Here is a 21838-nt window from a genome sequence, read left to right as displayed (position 1 = left end):
TATTCTTATGAAAAACAAACTTATGCAGTATGTAAGCTTTTTGGTATTGTTTTTTTTTATCGGGTTTTTGTTTACAGGTTGTGTGCCTGAAACCAGTCAAAAAACCAAAGAAGGAGCAACCATTGGGGCGGTAGCCGGGGCGGTTATCGGGGCTTTGATAGATAAAAACAACCGTTGGAGAGGGGCGGTTATAGGTGGGGTTATCGGTGGGGTTATCGGAGGAACAGCTGGAAGTATCATGAACAAGGCAGCTACTGAAGCAGCAACCACAGGAAAACCTGTAGAATATGTAAGCGAAGATAAAGTTCAAAGGGTTTATGCTACTCCTGTAGGTAAAAAAGATAATTGTGAAGAAGTAAAAGTACAATATTACGAGTACGGTAATTTAGTTAAAGAAGAAACCAAATTGGTTTGTAATTAACCCTTAGTTTAGTTCTGCCAAGGCCTGCTTTATTCTTTGGCAGGCCTCTTTTAACTTTTCTTCTGAGATAGCAAAAGAAACCCTTACAAACCGGTCGTCTCCGAAGGCAATCCCAGGAACCACAGCTACCTTGGCTTCATCTAAAAGATATTCTGCCAAGTCCAAAGAACCATTTATTTCTTTACCTTCCTTAGTTTTTTTCTTGTAATAAGCAGAAACATCGGCAAATAGATAAAAAGCCCCCTGCGGCTCTAAAAACTTTATACCTGGGATCTTTTTAAGTTCCTCACAAAGCACCTTTGCCCTCTGTGCAAAAATACGGCACATTTTTTCTACCTCTTCTTGAGATGAAGTAAGGGCTATTTCGCAGGCTTTTTGGGCAAAATTAGTAGCATGTGAGGTGCTCTGTCCCTGAATATTAGCACAAATCTTTATAATTTCCTTAGGACCAACCAACCAACCTATTCTCCAACCTGTCATAGCATAAGTTTTAGAAACCCCGTTTACCAAAAAAACCCTATCTCTTAAATTCGGGGCCACAGATAAAATATTTTTAGGTTTGGCAAAATCAAACCTTAGTTTGTCGTAAATATCATCACTTAACACCCAAAGGTTGGTTCTTTTTAATACCTCAGAAAGCTCTTTTAAAAACTTATCAGAGTAAATACAACCTGTTGGGTTTGAAGGACTGTTGAGAATGATACCTACGGTATTAGGGGTAATAGCGGCTTCTATGTCAGCGATAGAAGGCTCAAAACGGTTATCCATGTCAGAAGGGATAAACTTAGGTATACCACCTGCAAGCTCAACCATCGCAGGATAAGAAACCCAATAAGGAGAAAGGATTAATACCTCATCTCCTTTGTCTACCAAGGCTAAAAGAAGATTAAAAATAGCCTGCTTAGCTCCTGTAGTAACCAAAACCTCCTCTGGAGTATAATCAAATCCATAGTCTTCTTTTATCCTATAACAAATAGCCTTTCTTAGGGTTAAAAGTCCATAGGTTGGTATATATTTAGTAAAACCTTCGTCTAAAGCCTTTTTACAACTTTCTTTAATATAAGAAGGGGTATCAAAATCTGGCTCCCCAGCAGAAAGATTGATAACATCAACCCCTTGGGCTTTTAAGGCTTTAGCTTTAGCGTCTACCGCTAAAGTAGCAGAAGGTTTTAAATTTTTAGCTCTTTCAGAAAGTTTTAACATAATGTTTCCCCCTTTCAAATTATGGTAAAAACTATTTTAAAAAATTTACTGAAGTTTGCCAACCCCTTCTCCTCTAAATTCTACAACCACCTGAACAGGTCTATCAATCGGTAAAGGTGAGGCGCTTTTTAAACATCTTTCTACTGCAACATTAAAATCATTAACCGAAGATTTTTTTAAAAAGGTATAACTTAAGATCTTTCCATCAGGAGCGATGTTTATCTTCACCATGGCTGTTAGGTCTTTTTGATTTTTAAGATAAATAGGGATTTCAAAGTGATTCTGTAATTTTCTTTTTATCAAAAACAAATACTCTGAACTTAAAGACTGCCCTCCTTTGGTCCCATGTCCAACTTGTCCTAAAGATGACCCTCCTACCTCGGATTTCTCTTTAGGTCCTTTGAGAGAAGCTTTATCCTCAACTGCCCCTCCACCTTGTTTTAAGCTTGCAAGCTTTCGGTTTAAAAGACCTATTTCCTCCTTAGAAAGATCTAACCCTTTTTGCTTAGCTTTAGCTATTTGGGCTATTCTTTCTTCTAATAATTTCTCTTCCTTAACCTCCCTTCTACCAAGGGTTTCTTCTCTTTTAAAAGAAGCTCCCTTAGCCAAAGGTTCAGGCTGATTAAACTGAATTTCTTCTAAGCTTTTAAGTGCTGTGTGCGAAGAAAAGCTTTCTGAATTTACCATCTCAGAAAGCACCTTTACTTTTAAGGGTTCGGACTTATCGGATAAAAAACGGAGGTTAGAAAAAAGCAAAAACAAAAAACAAAAATTAAGCAATAAAGAAAAAAAGTAACAAGATAAGTCAGACTTACTAACCATGTTTTTAGTGTTCAGATTGGGTTAACAAACCTAACTCAGAAAAACCTGCTTTTTTTAACTCAGAAAGCACCTTAGCCACCACTCCGTAAGGGCAATCTTTATCAGCCTCTATTTGAATCTCTTTAGCCAGATCCTTTTTTCTGGCTTCTTCAGCCCATCGGGATAACACTTCTAAGCTTATTTCCTCTCCATAAAGTTTAATATTTCCTTCTTTAGTAACTGTAATTTTAACAGGTTGGGTTTCTTTTTGAGTTATAGGAAAATCCTTAGTCTTAGGAAGTTCGACCTCAATACCAGAGGTAAGAAGAGGAGCGGTTATCATAAAAATGATAAGAATAACCAATACTACATCGACCAGAGGGATGATGTTTATATCAGCCTGTAAGTCTTTGCCAATTTTCATACACTAAAACAGTAATTTACCATAGGTTTTCTTCAGAAAGAAGCACATCACGAATATAAACTATCCCTTTTTCTAAAAGCTTTTCCTCTGAAAGTTCAAGGTCCTCTTTAGAAAACCCTGCTACCTCTCCCCTTCTAATCATCTCTTTTAACTCGGGTAGGTTGTAAGAAAACAAAAAAATCCACTCAAGCAAATCGGCGGTTAAGGGAGTATCTAAAAATTTTTGTCTTTTTGAGACCACCTCTCCCCACAAGTCATTATAGTATAAATATTCTTCAAGGCCTTGTTCTTTAAGATAGTCTATAATCTTAATACTTCTTTCTTCATAATGACCTTTACAATGGGTCTCTCTTATGATTTTAAAAATTTCCTGTTTTTCTCCATTTTCATTTTGGGATATATACCTTGCTAAAGGATAAAGCCTGCAAGAAGAAGGCCTGTCCTGATAGACCTTACATCCCTCTTTTTCGTCTAAGAAAGGACAGGCCATAGAATATGGGTCCATGTTGATAGAAATCACCGGAAGTTGAGTGACCTCACCTATATAGGCTTCTCCAAACTTTTCTACAAACTCTTCTACTGAAAGGTTTAAAGCCCTTCTTAATCTAAGAAAATCATAGGGTGTAAGCACTAATTTTACGTCATAACAACAGCGGTTAAAACAAACAATACCTTTATAGCAGTTAAACTTTATTTGGTCTTCCCGAGAAAAATCTTTGGGGTCAAAGATAAACTGATGCATTATTCGGCGATCTCTCCTTCAGAAGAAAATTTAGGTTTTCCTGTTTCTACCAATTTAAACCTATCTTTTAACTTTTCGAGCACCTTAGGAAGGGTGGTGTATTCCATTTCTTCAGGAGGAAGTCTATGAAGTTCGAAAATCCCTTGACGTCTTAAAATGTCAGCCATCTTATTACATTCTTCCCTGGCTTTATCAAATGCTGGGTCATCGAAAAGATCTGATGGACCGACCAGATAACCATCTGCTATCTGATAACCAGCAGCTATTACACGGGGAGGACCATCAAACCTGGTAGGTTTAGCATTTTTAAAAGAAACCGGCATAAGAGGACCTGTGTGAGACCCTCTCATCCATCCTTCTACCAGCCAAGGCCTGGCAAAGGGCTCTAAGATTTCTCCTACCGCTGGGAAACCGCTTTGAGCTCTCACAATAAGGACCGGGTCGTCTTTTCCTACATACCTTCCTGCCATAAAAGAAAGCTTTTGAGTGGAGGCAGCAGCAGCTATCTCTCCGTCAGACTTTCTATAAACCGCCCTAACTACATATCGACTGGTAGCACCTATAAAAACTAAAAGGTCATAAAGCTCTTCAGGGGTTTTAAGTTGAATCCCCATACCGGTATAAGCATCCATTACATCAAAAATAAAACCTTCGTGCATAGAAGGATCTATTACCAACCCTGCGGTATTCATCGGATCAGCAAACATTTCATAAAGAGGAAGGTTCCAAGCACTGGGAGAGGTTTTATCTGCAAAAAAGACGATGACAGGTTCACTTTTCCTCTCCACAAACTCCATCTCTGCTACCCCTGGACCCATCCCTTTAACGTTTCCTGAAAAGGCATCGCTAAGAAGATCCTGCCCTGCCCCATACATCTTTAATTTTTTGGCAACCTCTGTCCCTTCTTTAAAGGCATTCCAAGCAAGTTCATGCACGTCAGAAGAATCAACCCCTTTAGTATGGGTCATAACCAAGGCTATATCATCCCCACAAACTAAAACTGAGAGGTCCCTTATTATTCCTCTATCTTTCCCTTCCTCGGCTACTTCTCTTACCTTAGCAAGCACATCTTTATGGACTGAAGAATGACCTACAAAACCTCCTATGTCTGCCTTTATCACCGATAATGTAAGTTTCATAATACCCTCCTTTACAAATTTTAAATTTTACCGAAAATAAATAAAAAATACTTTTGGAATGAATTATAGCACACACTTATAAAAAAGTAAACCTTAAAATGAAAGACCTAAACAAACAAAAAACCGCAGTAGCTATTAAGTATGAGCCAGAAGAAGAAGCGCCAAAAGTAGTAGCTAAAGGAAAAGGTTACCTTGCAGAACTTATTCTTGAAATAGCTAAAAACAATAATATTCCTATAAAAAAAGATTCCAAATTGGTCCAAGAACTGTATAAACTTGAGATAGAAAAACCTATTCCTCCTGAACTTTATAAAACAGTAGCTGCTATATTAGCTTGGGCTTACAATCTTAATCAGAAATTAAAAGATAAATTTATCAAAAATTTTCTTAAATAAAGTCTTGTCAATTTTAAAAAATTCGTTATAACACTCTTTTAACACATTCGTACGGAGGTTTTTTATGTTTAAGGTTCCTGAAGATCGCCTCTATACGGAAGGGCATCTATGGGTGAAAAAGAAGAAAAAAAAGTTGGTACGAATAGGTATTACTGAATATTTTAGTCTTAAAAATATGGAAATCATAGACATAGACCTTCCTGAAGAGGAAGAAGAGTTTGAGAAAGACGAAATCTTCGGAAGTATTGAAACCATAGAACAGGTTTTCGACCTTTTGATGCCTGTTTCTGGTAAAGTGGTTAAAGTTAACGAGAAGGTTTTAGAGGACATAGAAATCCTCAACGAAGACCCATTGGATGAAGGTTGGCTTATCGAGGTGGAAATGGTCAATCCAGGTGAACTCGAAGAGCTTTTACCTCCGGAAGATTATGAACTACGTCTCGAAGACTTAGAAGAAGCAGGTACAGAAAAGTTTTTGGAGGAAGAAGAAGAATGATTGCCTGTATATTTCCTGGACAAGGTTCTCAGTATATAGGTATGGGAAAAGAATTTTATGACCATTTTTCTTATGTAACAGACCTTTTTATAAAAAGCGAAAAGATTACAGGTATCCCGGTTAGAAAATTATGTTTTGAAGGACCGATGGAGGAGCTTACCCAAACAGAAAACCTGCAAGTATGTCTAACAGTGATTAACCTCGGTTGCTTTGCTGTATTTGTGAACGAGGTTTTAAAGGGTGATAAAAGTAAAATTTCTTTTGTAGCCGGTCATAGTCTGGGAGAATACAGTGCCCTTTTTGCGGCTGAGGTTTTATCACTTGAAGAGGTTCTTTTAGCCGTTAAGCTTAGAGGAAAGGTTATGCAAGAAGCAGGTGGTAAAACCCCTTCTGGAATGTATGCTATCATCGGATTAGAAAAAAACGAAGTCGAAAACCTCATAAATCAAGTCGAAGGCTTGGTAGTGGTGGCTAATTTTAACTCCCCTAAGCAATTAGTCATAAGCGGTGAACTTAAAGCCATAGAAGAAGTAGCCCAAAAAGTTAAAGCCTTAGGAGGGAAGGCTGTAAAACTGAAGGTAAGCGCTGGATTTCACAGTCCTTTTATGAAAGAAGCAGAAGAAAAACTTGCTCCCTTCTTAGAAAATCTTTCTTGGGAGGACCCTAAAATACCTGTAGTAAGTAATGTCTCCGGTAAGATTGAAACCGAAGCTGAAAGGCTTAAAACCCTTATGAAGTCTCAAATGACCTCTTCTGTAAGGTGGACTGACTGTGTTCAGTGTATGTACCAAAATGGGGGGAGGACTTTCGTGGAACTTGGTCCTAAAAAGGTATTATGTAATCTCATCACCCAAACTTTAGAAAACCAACCTTTTCACTGTTTTAACTTAGAAAATTTAGAAACTTTATCAAACTTAGAAAAGACTTTACAAATAAATTTGGTAAGATAAAATTAATAGATTATTTAAAAATAAAAGTAGGCCAAAACCCTCAATAAATTTTGTTAAGGAGGTAGTAAAATTTTTAAGATAAAGATAGATGAAAACAGATGTAAGGCTTGTGGATTATGTATTCATTTTTGTCCAAAACAGGTTTTAGACTTTTCTGAAAAACGAAACCTTCAGGGTTATAAAGTAGTTTATGCTAAAAACCCTGAAGCTTGCACTATGTGTGGAGTTTGCTATCTTGTATGTCCTGATATAGTTTTTACTAGAGAGGATCAAGATGAAAAAAGATAAAAAGATTTTAGTCAAAGGCGTTGAGGCTATCGCTTTAGGTGCTTTAGAAGCCGATTGTAAATGCTATTTTGGATATCCTATCACCCCACAAAACGACATTCCAGAATTTATGTCAAGAGAACTTCCTAAGAGGGGTGGGGTATTTTTGCAGGCAGAAAGCGAGCTTGCAGCCATCAACATGGTGCTTGGTGCTTGTGCTACCGGGACGAGAGCTATGACCAGTTCTTCAAGCCCTGGGATTTCGCTTATGTGTGAAACCTTTTCTTACTTAGCTGCCCTTGAATTACCAGCAGTAGTGGTTAATGTGATGAGAGGTGGCCCTGGTTTAGGGGGGATTGAAACCTCTCAAGGCGATTATTTTCAAGCTACCAAAGGCTCTGGTCATGGAGATTTTAGATTTTTGGTGTTAGCCCCGTCTAATGCTCAAGAGGCTTATGAACTAACCGCTAAAGCCTTTGAGCTTGCAGAAAAATATAGAAATCCGGTAATGGTGCTTTCTGACGCAATTTTAGGACAGATGAAAGAACCTATTGTTCTAAAAAAATTAAACATCAAAAAATATCCTATAGAAACTTGGGCTTTAACCGGAGCTAAAGGTAGAGAAAGTAGGTTTTTTAGAAGTTTATTTTTAGATGCTGAAGAGCTTAGACAACACAACCTTAAGCTTATGAAAAAATATCGCTTGATGAAAAAAGAAATAAGATATGAAGTAGATGTGGATAAGGATGTTGATGTATTGGTTGTAGCCTTTGGTTCTATGGCAAGGATAGCCAAGGAGGCTATCACAGACCTTCAAAACAAAGGTTATCAGGTAGGATATTTTAGACCTATTACTTTATATCCTTTTCCAGAAGCTCCTTTAAAAGAAATCGTTAGCCAAACTAAAAAATCGATAAAGATTTTAGTCCCTGAACAAAACTGTGGACAGATGGTTGAGGATGTAAAATTGGCGGTTGAAGGTAAAGCCGAGGTAATTTCTTTAGCTTATCCTCCAAGCGTAGTCCCTTTTCCAGAAGACCTAAAAAAGGAGATTAAAAAATGCCTAAGCCCTTCGAAGTCCCTAAAAGCTTAAAAAAGACCCCTTTTCACTATTGTCCTGGATGCCATCATGGAATAGCCCATAGGTTGGTTTGTGAGGTTATAGATGAGCTGGGTATCCAAGATAAAAGTTTAGCTATTTCTTCTATCGGATGCTCGGTTTTTCTCTATTTCTACATAGACGTAGACATGACCGAAGCCCCTCATGGAAGGGCTTGCGCTGCAGCTACCGGTGCTAAAAGGGCAAGACCTGATTTAATAGTTTTTACCTATCAAGGAGATGGGGACTTTGCTGCCATAGGTTTTAACGAAAGTTTTCAAGCAGCTGCAAGAGGAGAAAAAATTACCGCTATTATGATTAACAATAACATATATGGAATGACAGGGGGGCAGGCCTCCCCTACTACCCTTCCAGGACAAAAAACCACTACTACCCCCACAGGAAGAGACCCAGAAATTTTTGGCTACCCTCCTAAGGTTGCAGAAATTTTGGCCAATCTTGAAGGGGTTGCCTATTCAGCTAGAGTAGCCATGAACACCCCTAAAAGGATAGTTGAGACTAAAAAAGCCATCAAAAACGCCTTTTTAGCCCAAATACACGATTTAGGGTTTGGTTTTGTAGAAATTCTTTCTACCTGTCCTATCAACTGGAAGATGGACCCTGTGTCTGCGGTTAAACAAGTAGACAAGGTAGTTGAATACTTTCCTTTAGGTGTTTTTAAAGATAATGTAACTTCTTTTTTAAAAAATCAAAAATAAGGGGAGAAGACCTTGAGGTTAGAACTTATCGTGGCAGGTTTTGGAGGACAAGGAGTCCTTTTTGCAGGAAACTTAGTAGCCCAAGCTGCTATGCTGGCTGATTATCATGTAACCTATTTACCTGTTTATGGACCTGAAATGAGAGGAGGAACTTGCAACTGCACGGTGATCATCTCTGATTCTCCTATAGCCTCTCCTTTGGTGCTTAATCCTTCGTTTTCAATCATACTTAATCTTCCATCTTTTCTTAAATTTATACCAAGGCTTAAAAATAAAGGTAAAGCTATCATCAACTCAGATTTAGTAAAACCTGAAGAAATAGACAATTTAGCGATTTTACAACAAAAGTATAAACTCTATTTTGTGCCAGTAAATTCTTTAGCTGAAAGTTTAGGTTCTCCGATTTTAGCCAACATTTGTGCTTTAGGTGCCTTTTATCAGATATCTAAGGTTTTTTCTCGAGAAAACTTTAAAGAAGCTATAAAATACATGTTAGGGGAAGGGAAAGCTCATCTTATAGAACCTAACCTGAAAGCCTTTGAGCTTGGGGCTAAGTATATCGAAGAACACTATCAAAATCGATGAAAGCTGTTATTCAACGAGTTAAAGAGGCCTCTGTTTCTGTAGAAGGAAAAATTGTTTCTCAGATAAACCAAGGTCTTTTGGTTTTAGCTTGTGTAGAAAAAGGAGACGATGAGAAAATCGTTGATTGGATGGCTGACAAGGTCATTAACTTAAGAATTTTTCCAGACCAACAAGGAAAATTTAACCTAAGCTTAAAGGATTTAAACGGTGAAATTTTGTTGATTTCAAACTTTACGGTATGTGGTCATCTTAAAAAAGGAACCCGCCCTTCTTTTCATTTAGCAGAAGAGCCAACTAAGGCAGAGGCTACTTTAAGACTGTTAGCAGAAAAAATCAGACAAAAAGGGTTGATGGTAAAAGAAGGAATTTTTGGGGCTCATATGGAGATTTTTCTTGTTAACGATGGCCCCGTAACCATTGTTTTAGAAAAAACTAAACCCTCTAAAGAGGGTTAAAACCTTTAGTAAATTTTTAAAAGAGACAAGTTAGTTTAGCAAATCTTTAATGATGCAAAAATTTTTATAATTCTTATCTTAAAATAAAAACGCGCCCGGCAGGACTCGAACCTGCAGCCTTTGGATTCGTAGTCCAATGCTCTATCCGATTGAGCTACGGGCGCTTTTTCCTTACAGCTTGTTTAAAATATAACAGTTTTTTAGGTTAATGCAACCTACCCTTAATTATAAAAAAAACTTAAATTTTTAAAAAACTCACCTGCCTTTTCTTTGAAAAAATAGTCGGTAATGCTGTTAGTATAGGCACTTTCCTCAGGGTTAATTTCTATTATTTTGGCCCCAGAGCGTTTAGCTTCATAAGGAAGGTAAGCAGCAGGATAGACTACCCCAGAAGTCCCGATTACTATAAGTACTTTACAGCTTTTTACAAGCTCAAAAGCTTGACTTAAGGCTTTTTCTGGAAGAGGCTCTCCAAAAAACACTATGGCAGGTTTTAATGGTTTATTACATCTTTTGCATTTAGGATAAGGTGTTAACTTAAGGTATTCTTCTATAAATGGATACTCTTTTTCACAATCAAGACAAACCAATCTATCCCCACTTCCATGAAGTTCTATCACTTTTTTACTACCAGCCTTTTGATGAAGGCTATCTATATTTTGAGTAATAACTGCCTCAAGATAGCCTTTGGTTTCAAATTCTGCAAGCACTAAATGCGCGAGGTTAGGCTTAGCTTCGCTAAAACACCGATACATTTCTCTTAGCATAATCCATACCTTTTCAGGATTTCTTAAAAAAGTTTCTATATAGGCATATTCTTCAGGATTATATTTACTCCATAAGCCTTTTGCCCCTCTAAAAGGAGGTATTCCACTTTCTACTGAAATACCAGCTCCTGTAAAGGCAACCACCCCTCCTTGTTTTATAAGATCCGCTACCTCTTTCATTAAATCTTGCTTAATTTTATCCATTGTTTTTACTCCTTTTTAAAGGCTTAGGGATGATAATACAACCATCTCTACCTGTTAATTCTAACGCCAACCCGGATTTTTGTAAAATTCCTGTTAATAAACAGGCTATACCGTCGAGCTCATCTTGAGTATAAGGTTTTTCTTCTAAAGATATCCCCAAACAGTTTAAAAATTCTTTAAAAAAACCTAAAATAGCTTGTTTATCCTTTCTCTTGATTTGATAAACATCATAAAAAGCCCCTGGAAACACTTCGTAAACCTCTCTGTTTTTTGAAATTAAAAAATCTTTAATCTTCATACCTCTCAGGGTAAGCTTTCTCATTCCGCCAAGGGTAATAGGAAAAAATTTAATCTTTAATTCTTTAAGCTTTAGATCACATTCTCTAAAATGTTGATCGGTCTTTTGTTCTATGTGGGACCTACCGTAAGGTAAGCTTAAGGGGGCATCTATATAGATATACCTAAACTGAACCGCCTTTTCTAAAAGAGGCTCATCTTCATAAACTAATTGAGTTATTAAAACACCATCCTTAATGTAAGCTAACCCAGTAGGCCTTTTAGGAGAACCAGCAAGGTCTATCCCTAAAAACTCTTCTAAGTTTATTTGGAAAAACATTTTTACTCCTTTACTTAAATTTATTTTAGCCTATCAACCATACCCTTTAGTAATCCTTTTATCCCCACAAAGTACTTGACATCCAAGTTTTTTTTGTTTATATTTTTTACTTAAAATCAATAAAAATCAATTACAAACTAACTACAGATTGTCGGAGGGAAGTTTATGGTAAATTTTATAAAGACTTTTTTGTTCCTTGCTATTCTTACAGTTCTTTTTATTTTTGTTGGAAAGCTGATAGGTGGACAAACTGGGATGACTATAGCCCTCGTTATGGCGGGTTTGATGAATTTTATAGCCTATTTCTTTTCTGACAAAATCGTTTTAGCTACCAGTGGGGCTGTGCCTGTGGAAAAGCATGAGGACCCCGAGCTTCACGCGATGGTTGAAGAAGTAGCAAGAAGGGCTGAAATTCCTAAACCTAAGGTCTACATGATACCTGTGGAAACACCTAATGCCTTTGCAACCGGAAGAAATCCCCAAAACGGAGTAGTAGCAATTACCGCAGGAATTAGAAAGCTTCTTTCTCCTGAAGAGCTTAAAGGGGTTATAGCCCATGAAATAGCCCATATTAAAAACAGGGATATACTGATTTCTACTATCGCGGCGGTATTGGTAGGTGCTATAACTTATTTAGCTCATATGGCTCAATGGGCGATGATGTTTGGAGGTCTTAGTAGAGACGAAGAGGACAGAAATAATCCTCTTGCACTTGTGGTCACCTTGGTGGCTATCATAGTTATCCCTATAGCTGCTACTCTTATTCAGTTAGCTATAAGCAGAAGTAGAGAATTTTTGGCTGATGAAACCGGGGCTAAAATCATTAAGAATCCTTTAGCCTTGGCTCGTGCTTTAGAAAAACTTGAAAACTGGAATAGAGCTTATCCTATGGATGTAAATCCTGCAAAAGCTCAAATGTTTATCGTAAATCCCCTTTCTGGAAAAACTCTTTTTAAACTTCTTTCTACCCACCCACCTATAGAAGAAAGAGTTGCAAGGCTTATGCAACTATCTAAAGAAATAAGATAATACGTTTTTCTTGTAGAGGTTTTCTTGCCTTCAGAACTTTATTTTTTTTTAAGAAAAATTTTCTCTCTAATCAAACCATTTTGGAAAACATTTTTCCTTGGACTTTTTTTTGCGGTCATTAGTTCCCTTATTACTGGAGCCAGCACCTGGGCGATTAAACCCATCTTTAACTTTGTTTTTGTGGAAAAACACTACGAATACTTTATCTTTGTTCCTCTATTAATGGTGGTAGTCTTTAGCTTAATGGGTATTACTTCTTTACTTCAAGCTTATTTTATGAAATCAGTTTCGGCTGGGGTTATAAACAATCTTAGATTAAAACTATTCCAAAAATTTCTATGTCTACCTGTAGAAAAAATTGCTGGGCAAAGTCATGGACAGGCGGTATCAAAAGTAATAAACGATACCGCCCAAATAGAACCTATTTTAGGAGAAGCTTTAACCACAATTTTTCAAAGTTCTTTTTCTGTGATAGTGCTAATAGCTGTTGCTTTATATCAACGATGGGACCTGACTTTGTTAGCTTTTATTACTTTTCCTGTAATTATCTTTGGCAGTAAGGCCTTAGGTACTAAAACCAGAAAGGCAAGAAAACTTGCTCAAGCCTCAACCGGAGAGCTAACCCACAAAATGCAAGAACTCCTACAAGGGATTAAAGAGATTAAACTTAGTCCCTCTCCTGAAAAAGTAGTAGACCTGTTTGCCAAAGAGCTTAATCGATTTTACCGTTGGAGCCTTAAAATTACCAAATATAGAGAAGGGTCCAAAAGTTTAGTAGACATAGTTACAGGAATAGGAGGGGCTATTATTATAGGATATGGGGGCTTCCTTACCATAAACGGTGCTATGAGTCCAGGAAGTTTTCTCTCAGTATTAACCGCTATCCTTCTTATCTTCAATCCTATAAGAAAACTTTCCAGGTCTTATACCTATCTCAAAGAAGCCCAAGGAGCTTGGATAAGGATAGAAGAGGTGCTTAACCTTCCGGTTGAGTCAGGAGGAAATCTTAAAGCCTTTTCCCCCAGACAAGGGTTTACCTTTAAAGAGGTTTATTTTCGATATTTCTCAGCCCATGATTGGGTCTTAAAAAACGTCAACCTCTTTTTACCTGCTAATAAGATTATTACTTTTGTTGGACCCAGTGGTTCTGGAAAAACCACCTTAGCTTCCCTTCTCCCCCGTTTTTTTGACCCTCAAAAAGGAGAAATTCTGTTAGACGGATACAATCTTAAAGAATTTGAATTAAAGAGTCTAAGAAATCTTTTTGGAATGGTTCTCCAAGAGCCCTTTTTGTTTAATCTTAGTATAAAAGAAAACCTTCTTATGGCCAAACCTGAGGCTTCAGAAGAAGAAATCATAGAGGCCTGTAAATTAGCTAAGGCTCACGATTTTATCTTGGACCTCCCTTATGGTTATGATACAGTGTTAGGAGAAGAAGGTTTTAACCTTTCTGGAGGTCAGAAACAAAGGATAGCCCTTGCTAGGGTTTTCCTCAAAAAACCTCCGATTATTATTTTAGACGAAGCTACCAGCCAGCTTGATTCCATCACTGAAGAGGCAATTCAAGAGGCATTAGACCGACTTAAAGGTTCTCACACCATCATCGTCATAGCCCATAGACTCTCAACGGTTACCAAGGCAGACCTTATATTTGTGTTTGATAAAGGTGAAATCGTCTCTCAAGGTACCCATCAAAAACTGCTTGATATTTCTCCTCTTTACAGGAACCTCTATCAAACCTTTCAAAGGTGCGTCTAACCTAAAAACTCTTTCATAGTCTGAAACACCTGTTCAGGTAAAATAGCCTTCATACAATCCCAATGACGACATTTCTTTTTAAAACATGGACTACAGTCTAAAGGACTTTTTAAAACCTTAAACCTTCCTCCCCAGGGACCGGTTCTCAAAGGAGAAGTAGGACCAAAAAGGGCAACCGTAGGGATTTTTAAGGCTGAGGCAAGATGCATAGGACCTGTGTCTACGGTGACGACAAGCTGACTTTCTTTAATAAGCCTAACAAGTTCCTTTAGACTTAAAGTGCCTACCAATGATTTAACCGCCTCTCCTTTATTTTCTATCATCTTGGCCCAATTTTTAAGGGTTTCTTCCTTAGGTCCTCCTGTAATATAAATCCTAAGCCCAGGATAAGTGCTTAAGGTAAGTTCTATTAACCTTTCCCAATAGTCAAAAATCCACCACTTAGTTTCCCATCTGGCTGAGGGGATAAAAACTATATAAGGTTTTTCAATAAGGTTTTGAGGAGGAGATAAGCTGGGCCAAACTACCTCTGGGATGGTCTCTATATCAGAGGAAAAATCTGGGTCTAGCAAACGAACCGCTTGAAAGGTCAAGTTTAAATAACGTCTAACTGCATGAATTTCCGGGTCATAAGCAGTTAGCCTTACATTATAAAAAAGGGGACTTAATTCTCGATGATTTTCAAAACCTACTTTCAACTTAGCCTTAGCAAGACCTATAACCATTCCACTTTTAAACAGTCCTTGATAGTCTATAGCTAAGTCATATTTTTGTTCTCTTAACCGCCTGATAAAGGAAACAAATTTAGCCGGATTTTTAAAAATCTCTTTAGAAAAAATAACTACCTTTCTTAGATAAGGATGTCCTGTTAAAACCTCAGCGTTTCTTTCGTCAACCACCCAGTCGACAATACTTTGAGGATAATTCTCTTTGATTAAGGTCAAACTGGGAAGGGTCTGGATTACATCGCCTAAGGCTGAAAGTTTTATCAACAAGATTTTCATTCGGTGAAATCTTTAAGAATAATTTCTGCTGCTTCTTTTAGGTTTTTAGCTATCCAATCTGGATAAATTCCCTTTTTAGGGGCTACATACTTTAGTTCACCTTTTCCATATCCGGTTAACACAAGTATAGTCTTTAATCCCAACCTTTTTCCTGTTTCGATGTCTACGATTTTATCTCCGATAAAATAAGATTTAGTAAGGTCTATCAGATGTTTTTCTAAAGCTTTTAAAACCAGACCAGGGTTCGGCTTCCTACAATCACATCCCTCGTTTGGTCCGTGAAAACAGACTAAAAAATCATCTAATTTAACTCCTTTTTTAGCAAGCCTCTTTTGGATTAACTTGTTCGTTTCAAAAACTAAACTTTCTGGGAAATAACCTCTTGCTGGTCCACTCTGGTTAGTGATCACTATCAGTTTAAACCCTTTATCTTGTAGAAGTTTTAACCCTTCAGCAACTCCAGGCAAAAGACGGACCCTTGAAAGGTCGTTTATATAACCCATCTCTTCATTGATCGTGCCGTCTCTATCTAAAAATACAGCTGTTTTTTTTTCCATAAGGACCTTAGGTTAAAATATGAAATTTATATTCGTAGATTAAAAATTCTTTGTTTGGTTTTAAGATAGTGCTAAAACCGTATTTTTTTTCTAAATCCTCAAGATAATGGATCTCTTCTCCTATGACTTCAGAAAGCTCAGGATGGATTTCTATCTCTATTTTTTTGTTTTTTATATGGGGTGCCATTTTGATAAGTCTTCTTAAAATTTCATAATAAACCGTCTTTTTACTTTTAATCGTACCTTCACCATGGCAATAAGGACAACTTTCTAAAAATATTTTATAAAGAGAATCCCTTTTTCTCTCGCGGGTCATCTGTAAAATCCCAAAGGGAGAAATGGGAAGAAAGCTGTTTTTAGCTTTATCCTTTTTTAACGCCTCTTTTAAAGTTTGAACGACTAACTCTTGATGTTCAGGATTGTCCATGTCTATAAAATCTATGATGATAAGACCTCCGATGTTTCTTAGCCTAAGTTGGTAGGCAATTTCTTCTGCAGCTTCTAAATTAATCTTATAAACCGTTTCTTCTAACTCTTTAGTCCCGGTATACCTTCCTGTATTAACATCTATGGCAGTAAAAGCTTCACAGGGCTCGATTACGATAAACCCTCCTGATTTAAGCCAGACCTTTCGAGAGAGTATCTTCTTTATATCAATCTGTATACCGTAAGCAGAAAAAATGTCTTCTTTTCCTTGATAAAGGGTTACATAAAAGGCTAAATTAGGAAAATAGCGCTCTAAAAAATTTTTAATCTCGTTAAAAAACTCTTTATCATCTACGATTATCTCAGAGATATCTTTGGTAAAAAGGTCTCTTATTGCCCTTAAGGCGATGTTTAATTCTTCGTATACCAAAGCCGGAGCTTTGAATTTTTCTGCTTTTTCTTTGATTTCACCCCAAAGACAAAACAAAAAATCCATCTCAGTTTTAAGCTCTTCTTCGGTAGCACCTACCGCAGCCGTTCTTATAATCCAACCTGTATTAGGTGGTTTTATCCTTTCTAAAATCTCTTTTAACCTAACCCTTTCCTTTTCATCCTTTATTTTCCTTGAAATTCCTATTCTATGCATGTAAGGAAGGTAGACCAAATAATGTCCAGGTAATGTTAAGTTAGTAGAAACTCTTGCTCCTTTATTGCCAAGGGGTTCTTTAATTACCTGGACTAAGATTTCTTGTCCTTCCTTTAAAATTTCATGAAGGTTTGTAGTAAAAACTGCATCTTTTTCCCATTCTATTTCTGAAGAAGGCATGATGTCATCACCAAACAAAAAAGCGGTGCGTGCAAGTCCAAGGTCAAGAAAGGCTGAATTAATCCCTGGTACTACTCTTACTACTCTACCTTTATAAATGTTACCTACTAAACTTTTTTCTGATGGTCTTTCTACATAAAATTCAACCAACTGTCCGTTTTCTACCAACCCTACCCTTGTCTCAAAGGGAGTATAATTAATAAGCAGTTTTGCCATGACTTATAACTTAAGCTCCTTTAAAAACTCTCGTATGAGTTTTTCTAAGCGTTTTTCTGCTTTTTTAGACTGTTCTACCACTTCAGAAAAAAGAATAGGTTTAAAGTTATCTGGGTCGTTTACGTTTGAAATCACAGAAACACCTAAAACTTTTAATCCTGCATGAACCGCTACTATTACTTCTGGCACTGTAGACATCCCTACAGCATCTGCACCTATTAATCTCAAAAACCTCGTTTCAGCAGGAGTTTCAAGACTTGGGCCAGGCACCGCTACATAAACCCCTTCTTTTATCTCTTCTCCTAAGGTTAAAGCTACCTTTTTAAAAATCTCCCTTAGCTCCGGGTCATAGGCACAGGACAAATCAGGGAATCGTGGACCCCATCCCTCATAATTGGGTCCCCTAAGAGGGTTATCAGGAATAAGATTTATATGGTCTTTTATAAGCATTAAGTCTCCTGATTTAAAGGTTAAGTTTAGACCTCCTGCAGCATTAGAAACAAGATATATCTTAGGCTTAAATAGGCTTAAAACCCTTAAAGGAAAGGTTATCTCTTTAGCTGAATAGCCCTCATAAAAATGGAACCTTCCCTGTAAAACAACAACCTTTTTGCCTTCCAAAATACCAAAACAAAGCTCTCCTTTGTGGGTTTCAACCGTAGAAAAAGGAAAATTAGGCAATTCTCGATAAGGAAATACCGCTACTTTGTTTATTCGGTCTCCTAATGAAGCAAGACCAGTCCCTAAGGTAATTATAATATCTGGTTTAAAAGGGGCTACTTTTTTAAAATACTCAAAAGTCTCTTTTACTTTTTCTAAATAACTTTTGCCTTCTCTTTCATTCATTTTTGCAATTCAAGCTGATTAATTTTTAATTTTATTCATTCTCAAGTCTATCCGTAAACTTAGGCCTCCCAAGGTCGTCTATCTCTATTACCTTAACCCTAACCACTTCCCCTATACTGTAAACACTCCTTAGGTCCTTAGGAGGATTAACCATTTTAGAAACATGTAGTAGACCTATTTTTCCTGGCAACACCTCAATAAAAAGTCCATAAGGTTCTACCCTTGTTATTTTACCTTCATAAACCTTTCCTATTTCCACTTCTGAAACCAAAGCTTCTATCATTTTTTTAGCAAGGTCTACTTCTTCTTGGGTTTGCCCGGTGATACTAACCTTTCCTCCTTCTAACACCCAAACAGTAGTGTTGGTTTTTTCTTTGATCTCTTTAACCGTTTTTCCACCTGGACCTATGATAAGATGGATTTTTTCTTCAGGAACGGTAATAATCTCAATTTTTGGAGCATACGGAGAAAGAGTCTTTCTCGGTTCAGGTATAGCTTCATACATTTTATCTAAAATAAAATCCCTAGCCTTTTTAGCCTTTAAAAGCGCTTCTGCTAAAATTTCTTTAGTAAGTCCTTTTATCTTAATGTCCATCTGAATACTGGTAACACCATCTCTGGTACCAGCAACTTTAAAATCCATGTCTCCAAGTTGGTCTTCTTCTCCTAAAATATCGGTGATCACCAACGATTTACCCTCTTCTAAAATAAGTCCCATCGCAATCCCTGCTACATGCTTTGGAATAGGGACACCTGCATCAAACAGTGCCAAAGAACCAGCACAAACCGTTGCCATAGAAGAAGAACCGTTTGATTCAAAAACATTAGCAACCACCCTTATAATATAAGGAAAGACCTCTTCAGCAGGAATAAGAGGTTCTAAAGCCCTTTCTGCTAAAGCACCATGTCCTATCTCCCTTCTTCTCGGAGGTCCCCAAGTCCTTGCTTCTCCAGTGCAAAAGGGAGGAAAATTATAATGCAGCATAAACCTCTTAAAAATCTCTCCTTCATAAATACTTTCTACCAATTGAGCTTGTTCTCTTGAACCTAAAGTAACGCTTGCAAAAACCTGAGTTTGTCCTCTTGTAAAAACTGCACTACCATGAGGCCTTTCAAAGGGATGAACCTTAATAGTTATAGGTCTTATCTCATCAAGAGTTCTTCCATCAATCCTTCTTCCTTCTTTAAAAAGTTTTTCTCTCATTACTTTGCTAATCAACTTTTTATATTGATACCCTAACAGTGCTTTTGAGCTAACTAGATTTTCATAAGAACTTATAAACTCCTCAAAAATTTGATTTAAAACGCTTTTTCTTTGAAGCTTGTCTTCAAGACTCAAGGCTTCAACTACTCTTAGTCTTGCAAAATTTTCTAAAGCTTCAACCAGACTAAACCAATCAGTAGAATACTCTATACTCACTTTAGGTTTACCTAACTTTTCTCTAAGAGTTTTCTGAGCTTCTATCAGAGGTTTAACTCTATCTAATACTAAATAAAGCGCATCAAGCACAACCTCTTCCGGAACTTCTTTTCCACCACCTTCTACCATCACAATGGCATCTTCAGAGCAAGAAACGATCAGCTCTAAATCAGCCTGTTGCCTTTGCTCATAGGTTGGGTTTAAAACAAATTCTCCGTTTATCCTAACTACCCTAATCCCTGCTATAGGTCCTTCAAAAGGTGCTTGAGAAAGAACTAAAGCAGCTGAAGCTCCTGTGATGGCCAGCACATCTGGGTCGTATTTTTCATCAGCAGAAAGGGTCAAAGCTGTAATCACTACATCATAAAAAAAACCTTCTGGAAAAAGAGGTCTTACCGACCTGTCTATCACCCTAGAAACCAAAATCTCTCTATCGGTAGGCTTTCCTTCTCTTTTAATAAAACCTCCAGGTATTTTCCCCCAGGCAGAAGCTTGTTCTCTATAATCTACTGAAAGGGGAGTAAAATCTACTCCTTCAACCAAAGACTGTCCCATAACCGCTGTTACTAAAACTGCGGTATCTCCTTGTTTTACTAATACTGAGCCGTCAGCAAACTTGGCGTATTCACCAGTTTCTATAATAATAGGATCACCTGAACCGATATCTACTTCCACTTTTTCCATACATTACTCCCCTTTAATTTTTTTGATTAGTAAGTTTAGATTATAACACAAAAAATGCAAGAATGTTTTGAATATCTCTAAAAAACTTAATTTGGTTGTTAAAAAAACTTTATCCCCAGGGCTATAAGGGCGGAAGACTCCACCTTTTCTTACTCACAAACGAAGTCCCTTGTCTCACTTGTCTATAAAGACAATAACCCTTGGGGTATAAAACAAGTTTTTATTTTTTATATACTTAATTTTATCACCTGTCCTGCATACACTATAGCCCCTCTAAGGATTAATGTTCCTGCAATCACTAAGATTGCGGCTATATTCATCCTCAAAATCTGTCCTCTGGTAAATTGATGAGGAAATCCATGTTCCTCAAACTCAGTAATTTCTCCGATTTTCATACGTAAAGCAAGAGGTAAAAACAAAAAGATTAAAATCAATGCCAAGGTATAAATAAAATATTCTCCTTTAAAAGAAAAGAAAGGTTCTAAAGCCCTCTTATAAGGTGCTGAAGAAACATACAATCCATAAAAATAAAGAGGGATAAGTAATAGCTCTATTACAATGAGCCAAACGTCTATCTTAGTAAAAAGATACTTGATTTCTACATCTCGAGCTATGATGACTATCAAAGCTGCTCCTGCTGAAAGGGCAGAAACCAAAAACAAAATAGGAAGGGTTGCGTTGTTCCACAAAGGAACCGCCAAAAAGGATGCTAAAAGAATACCGGTATAAATAGCTAAAAAGATACCGGATACAAAGTTTATCTTGGCGATAAGCCTCATTTTAGGCTTTAGTCTATCTGAAAACCGTTTCAAAAATTCAAACTTCAGATAATGCTTTTGTTCTTCCGGTATCACAGCAAGAATATATAAAGCATTAAAAAAAAGAACTAAAGGTACTCCCCAAGTACCCCAGGACATAAGAGAAAGTGGTTGAAAAGTCAAATAACCCCAATAAAGATGCCAAGGAGCCTTAATCTCAAGGATAATAAAAAGAGCACCAACAGCAAGCATCACAAAAGAAATCAAAGGAGCCCTTACACATTTTGCCAGCTCTTCCACCGTTTTACTGTGTCTAAGGTTAGCAATAGAACACATAACTAAAGTGCCTGCAGCCAACCCTCCTAAAAATAAATATAATACTATTCTCCAATCCCAAACTTCAAAGTGAGGGAAGGTTATAGAGTTGGTCCCGGTTATGGTTATCTCTAACATGGTTAAAACCCCCCTGGGAATTTTTTGTTGATGTAAAAAACCCTGGGCTTAGTCCCTGCCCATTCAAGCCTTACGGCTGCTTCATATCTTTTCAAAAGTTTAGCCACATCACTTTCTGGATCGTCTAAGTCTCCAAAAATTCTTGATTTTCCCAAGCAGGTTTCTACACAGGCAGGCTTTTTCCCTTCTTTTATCCTGTGTTGACAAAAAGTGCATTTATCTGCGGTCCCATCAGGACGAATATATCTTGCATCATAAGGACATGCCAAAATACAAGCCTTACAACCTATACATTTTTTGTGGTCTATCTGTACGGTTCCATCTTTTGCTCTATGAGACGCCCTGGTAGGGCAAGCATCTATACAAGGAGCAATTTCACAATGATTACAAAGTTCTGACCTAAGCTCCATCCTAAGGTAGGGAAACTCTCCCCGAGCCTCTTCTACCACCCTTGTCCTAAAATAACCATCTGCTACTCCATTTTCTTTTTTACAAGCAATTACACAAGCCATACAACCTATACATTTTTCTACATCTATTACCATAACGTATCTTGGCATTTTTTTCCTCCTGCAATT

General features: G+C 37.2%; 25 protein-coding genes and 1 tRNA gene. 11 read left to right on the top strand and 15 right to left on the bottom strand.

Going from position 1 to position 21838, the window contains the following annotated elements; all coding sequences use genetic code 11:
• Window positions 1-7 precede the first annotated feature (7 nt).
• Window positions 8-421 (top strand): glycine zipper family protein, encoded by a 414-nt coding sequence (locus F1847_RS03200; RefSeq protein WP_206202424.1) that lies wholly within the window; start codon window positions 8-10, stop codon window positions 419-421.
• A gap of 3 nt (window positions 422-424) precedes the next feature.
• Here F1847_RS03200 and F1847_RS03195 read toward each other — a convergent pair whose 3' ends face one another.
• From F1847_RS03195 to fbp, 5 genes are all read right to left on the bottom strand, one after another.
• The gene (locus F1847_RS03195) at window positions 425-1624 is read right to left on the bottom strand and encodes a pyridoxal phosphate-dependent aminotransferase (RefSeq protein WP_150071660.1); all 1200 of its coding nucleotides are present in this window, start codon (window positions 1622-1624) and stop codon (window positions 425-427) included.
• A gap of 45 nt (window positions 1625-1669) precedes the next feature.
• On the bottom strand, window positions 1670-2311 hold the full coding sequence (locus F1847_RS03190; RefSeq protein ID WP_168194250.1) for an energy transducer TonB: 642 nt from the start codon (window positions 2309-2311) through the stop codon (window positions 1670-1672).
• A 139-nt stretch (window positions 2312-2450) separates the two neighbouring features.
• Window positions 2451-2849, bottom strand: a complete 399-nt coding sequence (locus F1847_RS03185) for a biopolymer transporter ExbD (RefSeq protein ID WP_150071658.1) — start codon at window positions 2847-2849, stop codon at window positions 2451-2453.
• A 16-nt stretch (window positions 2850-2865) separates the two neighbouring features.
• Window positions 2866-3591, bottom strand: coding sequence for a YkgJ family cysteine cluster protein (locus tag F1847_RS03180; protein ID WP_150071657.1), 726 nt, complete (start codon window positions 3589-3591; stop codon window positions 2866-2868).
• Window positions 3591-4730 carry a fructose-1,6-bisphosphate aldolase/phosphatase gene (gene fbp / locus F1847_RS03175; protein ID WP_150071656.1) on the bottom strand — a complete coding sequence of 380 codons (1140 nt, stop codon included), beginning with the start codon at window positions 4728-4730 and terminating at the stop codon, window positions 3591-3593. The genes F1847_RS03180 and fbp overlap by 1 nt, the downstream gene beginning before the upstream one ends.
• Window positions 4731-4828: 98 nt before the next feature.
• On the opposite strand from fbp, the gene F1847_RS03170 reads away from it, so the two are divergent.
• The 8 genes from F1847_RS03170 (at window position 4829) to dtd (ending at window position 9696) form a co-directional block, all read left to right on the top strand.
• On the top strand, window positions 4829-5125 hold the full coding sequence (locus F1847_RS03170) for an EscU/YscU/HrcU family type III secretion system export apparatus switch protein (protein WP_150071655.1): 297 nt from the start codon (window positions 4829-4831) through the stop codon (window positions 5123-5125).
• Window positions 5126-5189: 64 nt separating this feature from the next.
• Complete coding sequence (locus F1847_RS03165) at window positions 5190-5621, top strand: glycine cleavage system protein H (RefSeq protein WP_150071654.1); 432 nt, start codon at window positions 5190-5192, stop codon at window positions 5619-5621.
• A complete protein-coding gene (fabD, locus tag F1847_RS03160) occupies window positions 5618-6571 on the top strand; it encodes an ACP S-malonyltransferase (RefSeq protein ID WP_150071653.1) in 954 nt (317 codons plus the stop codon). Before F1847_RS03165 ends, fabD begins: the two co-directional genes overlap by 4 nt.
• Window positions 6572-6640: 69 nt before the next feature.
• Window positions 6641-6859, top strand: a complete 219-nt coding sequence (locus F1847_RS03155; protein ID WP_150072749.1) for a ferredoxin family protein — start codon at window positions 6641-6643, stop codon at window positions 6857-6859.
• On the top strand, window positions 6846-7931 hold the full coding sequence (gene vorB, locus F1847_RS03150) for a 3-methyl-2-oxobutanoate dehydrogenase subunit VorB (RefSeq protein WP_150071652.1): 1086 nt from the start codon (window positions 6846-6848) through the stop codon (window positions 7929-7931). Before F1847_RS03155 ends, vorB begins: the two co-directional genes overlap by 14 nt.
• Complete coding sequence (locus tag F1847_RS03145; protein WP_150071651.1) at window positions 7898-8656, top strand: thiamine pyrophosphate-dependent enzyme; 759 nt, start codon at window positions 7898-7900, stop codon at window positions 8654-8656. The genes vorB and F1847_RS03145 overlap by 34 nt, the downstream gene beginning before the upstream one ends.
• Before the next feature lie 12 nt (window positions 8657-8668).
• A complete protein-coding gene (locus F1847_RS03140) occupies window positions 8669-9241 on the top strand; it encodes a 2-oxoacid:acceptor oxidoreductase family protein (protein ID WP_150071650.1) in 573 nt (190 codons plus the stop codon).
• On the top strand, window positions 9238-9696 hold the full coding sequence (dtd, locus tag F1847_RS03135) for a D-aminoacyl-tRNA deacylase (protein WP_150071649.1): 459 nt from the start codon (window positions 9238-9240) through the stop codon (window positions 9694-9696). The genes F1847_RS03140 and dtd overlap by 4 nt, the downstream gene beginning before the upstream one ends.
• A gap of 90 nt (window positions 9697-9786) precedes the next feature.
• On the opposite strand, the gene F1847_RS03130 is transcribed toward dtd, so the two are convergent.
• The 3 genes from F1847_RS03130 to F1847_RS03120 all read right to left on the bottom strand — a co-directional run bounded on the left by F1847_RS03130 (window position 9787) and on the right by F1847_RS03120 (window position 11283).
• Window positions 9787-9860 (bottom strand) — tRNA-Arg (locus tag F1847_RS03130).
• Window positions 9861-9917: 57 nt separating this feature from the next.
• Window positions 9918-10667: an NAD-dependent deacylase gene (locus F1847_RS03125; RefSeq protein ID WP_150071648.1), complete on the bottom strand. Its 750-nt coding sequence runs from the start codon at window positions 10665-10667 to the stop codon at window positions 9918-9920.
• Entirely contained in the window at window positions 10660-11283 is a 624-nt protein-coding gene (locus tag F1847_RS03120) for a DUF429 domain-containing protein (RefSeq protein ID WP_150071647.1), read from the bottom strand. Before F1847_RS03120 ends, F1847_RS03125 begins: the two co-directional genes overlap by 8 nt.
• 165 nt (window positions 11284-11448) lie before the next feature.
• On the opposite strand from F1847_RS03120, the gene F1847_RS03115 reads away from it, so the two are divergent.
• Both F1847_RS03115 and F1847_RS03110 read left to right on the top strand, forming a co-directional pair.
• Complete coding sequence (locus F1847_RS03115) at window positions 11449-12312, top strand: zinc metalloprotease HtpX (RefSeq protein ID WP_150071646.1); 864 nt, start codon at window positions 11449-11451, stop codon at window positions 12310-12312.
• 24 nt (window positions 12313-12336) lie between these two features.
• Window positions 12337-14070 (top strand): ABC transporter ATP-binding protein, encoded by a 1734-nt coding sequence (locus tag F1847_RS03110; RefSeq protein ID WP_150071645.1) that lies wholly within the window; start codon window positions 12337-12339, stop codon window positions 14068-14070.
• Here the strand turns inward: F1847_RS03110 and F1847_RS03105 are convergent.
• The 7 genes from F1847_RS03105 to F1847_RS03075 all read right to left on the bottom strand — a co-directional run bounded on the left by F1847_RS03105 (window position 14067) and on the right by F1847_RS03075 (window position 21820).
• Entirely contained in the window at window positions 14067-15074 is a 1008-nt protein-coding gene (locus F1847_RS03105; protein ID WP_150071644.1) for a glycosyltransferase family 9 protein, read from the bottom strand. The two genes, F1847_RS03110 and F1847_RS03105, sit on opposite strands and share 4 nt — an antisense overlap.
• Entirely contained in the window at window positions 15071-15631 is a 561-nt protein-coding gene (locus tag F1847_RS03100) for an HAD-IIIA family hydrolase (RefSeq protein ID WP_150071643.1), read from the bottom strand. The genes F1847_RS03105 and F1847_RS03100 overlap by 4 nt, the downstream gene beginning before the upstream one ends.
• A gap of 7 nt (window positions 15632-15638) precedes the next feature.
• The gene (locus F1847_RS03095; protein WP_150071642.1) at window positions 15639-17099 is read right to left on the bottom strand and encodes an Rne/Rng family ribonuclease; all 1461 of its coding nucleotides are present in this window, start codon (window positions 17097-17099) and stop codon (window positions 15639-15641) included.
• A gap of 3 nt (window positions 17100-17102) precedes the next feature.
• Window positions 17103-17945, bottom strand: coding sequence for a purine-nucleoside phosphorylase (locus tag F1847_RS03090; protein WP_150071641.1), 843 nt, complete (start codon window positions 17943-17945; stop codon window positions 17103-17105).
• A 31-nt stretch (window positions 17946-17976) separates the two neighbouring features.
• Window positions 17977-20049, bottom strand: a complete 2073-nt coding sequence (locus F1847_RS03085) for a polyribonucleotide nucleotidyltransferase (protein ID WP_150071640.1) — start codon at window positions 20047-20049, stop codon at window positions 17977-17979.
• Between the two features lie 227 nt (window positions 20050-20276).
• Window positions 20277-21260, bottom strand: a complete 984-nt coding sequence (gene nrfD, locus F1847_RS03080) for an NrfD/PsrC family molybdoenzyme membrane anchor subunit (RefSeq protein WP_150071639.1) — start codon at window positions 21258-21260, stop codon at window positions 20277-20279.
• A 2-nt stretch (window positions 21261-21262) separates the two neighbouring features.
• Entirely contained in the window at window positions 21263-21820 is a 558-nt protein-coding gene (locus tag F1847_RS03075) for a 4Fe-4S dicluster domain-containing protein (RefSeq protein ID WP_150071638.1), read from the bottom strand.
• Window positions 21821-21838: the final 18 nt, after the last annotated feature.

It is taken from the genome of Thermodesulfobacterium sp. TA1 (genome assembly GCF_008630935.1).
In the GTDB taxonomy this organism is placed as follows: Bacteria; Desulfobacterota; Thermodesulfobacteria; order Thermodesulfobacteriales; family Thermodesulfobacteriaceae; genus Thermodesulfobacterium.
The sequence above is the reverse complement of the archived record's forward strand: the minus strand, read 5'-3'. Positions and strand labels throughout refer to the sequence as shown.

Coding starts and splice junctions, on each gene's coding strand:
- F1847_RS03200 (WP_206202424.1), top strand. CDS start 8: ATGAAAAACAAACTTATGCAGTATGTAAGCTTTTTGGTATTGTTTTTT.
- F1847_RS03195 (WP_150071660.1), bottom strand. CDS start 1,624: ATGTTAAAACTTTCTGAAAGAGCTAAAAATTTAAAACCTTCTGCTACT.
- F1847_RS03190 (WP_168194250.1), bottom strand. CDS start 2,311: ATGGTAAATTCAGAAAGCTTTTCTTCGCACACAGCACTTAAAAGCTTA.
- F1847_RS03185 (WP_150071658.1), bottom strand. CDS start 2,849: ATGAAAATTGGCAAAGACTTACAGGCTGATATAAACATCATCCCTCTG.
- F1847_RS03180 (WP_150071657.1), bottom strand. CDS start 3,591: ATGCATCAGTTTATCTTTGACCCCAAAGATTTTTCTCGGGAAGACCAA.
- fbp (WP_150071656.1), bottom strand. CDS start 4,730: ATGAAACTTACATTATCGGTGATAAAGGCAGACATAGGAGGTTTTGTA.
- F1847_RS03170 (WP_150071655.1), top strand. CDS start 4,829: ATGAAAGACCTAAACAAACAAAAAACCGCAGTAGCTATTAAGTATGAG.
- F1847_RS03165 (WP_150071654.1), top strand. CDS start 5,190: ATGTTTAAGGTTCCTGAAGATCGCCTCTATACGGAAGGGCATCTATGG.
- fabD (WP_150071653.1), top strand. CDS start 5,618: ATGATTGCCTGTATATTTCCTGGACAAGGTTCTCAGTATATAGGTATG.
- vorB (WP_150071652.1), top strand. CDS start 6,846: ATGAAAAAAGATAAAAAGATTTTAGTCAAAGGCGTTGAGGCTATCGCT.
- F1847_RS03145 (WP_150071651.1), top strand. CDS start 7,898: ATGCCTAAGCCCTTCGAAGTCCCTAAAAGCTTAAAAAAGACCCCTTTT.
- dtd (WP_150071649.1), top strand. CDS start 9,238: ATGAAAGCTGTTATTCAACGAGTTAAAGAGGCCTCTGTTTCTGTAGAA.
- F1847_RS03125 (WP_150071648.1), bottom strand. CDS start 10,667: ATGGATAAAATTAAGCAAGATTTAATGAAAGAGGTAGCGGATCTTATA.
- F1847_RS03120 (WP_150071647.1), bottom strand. CDS start 11,283: ATGTTTTTCCAAATAAACTTAGAAGAGTTTTTAGGGATAGACCTTGCT.
- F1847_RS03115 (WP_150071646.1), top strand. CDS start 11,449: ATGGTAAATTTTATAAAGACTTTTTTGTTCCTTGCTATTCTTACAGTT.
- F1847_RS03105 (WP_150071644.1), bottom strand. CDS start 15,074: ATGAAAATCTTGTTGATAAAACTTTCAGCCTTAGGCGATGTAATCCAG.
- F1847_RS03100 (WP_150071643.1), bottom strand. CDS start 15,631: ATGGAAAAAAAAACAGCTGTATTTTTAGATAGAGACGGCACGATCAAT.
- F1847_RS03095 (WP_150071642.1), bottom strand. CDS start 17,099: ATGGCAAAACTGCTTATTAATTATACTCCCTTTGAGACAAGGGTAGGG.
- F1847_RS03090 (WP_150071641.1), bottom strand. CDS start 17,945: ATGAATGAAAGAGAAGGCAAAAGTTATTTAGAAAAAGTAAAAGAGACT.
- F1847_RS03085 (WP_150071640.1), bottom strand. CDS start 20,049: ATGGAAAAAGTGGAAGTAGATATCGGTTCAGGTGATCCTATTATTATA.
- nrfD (WP_150071639.1), bottom strand. CDS start 21,260: ATGTTAGAGATAACCATAACCGGGACCAACTCTATAACCTTCCCTCAC.
- F1847_RS03075 (WP_150071638.1), bottom strand. CDS start 21,820: ATGCCAAGATACGTTATGGTAATAGATGTAGAAAAATGTATAGGTTGT.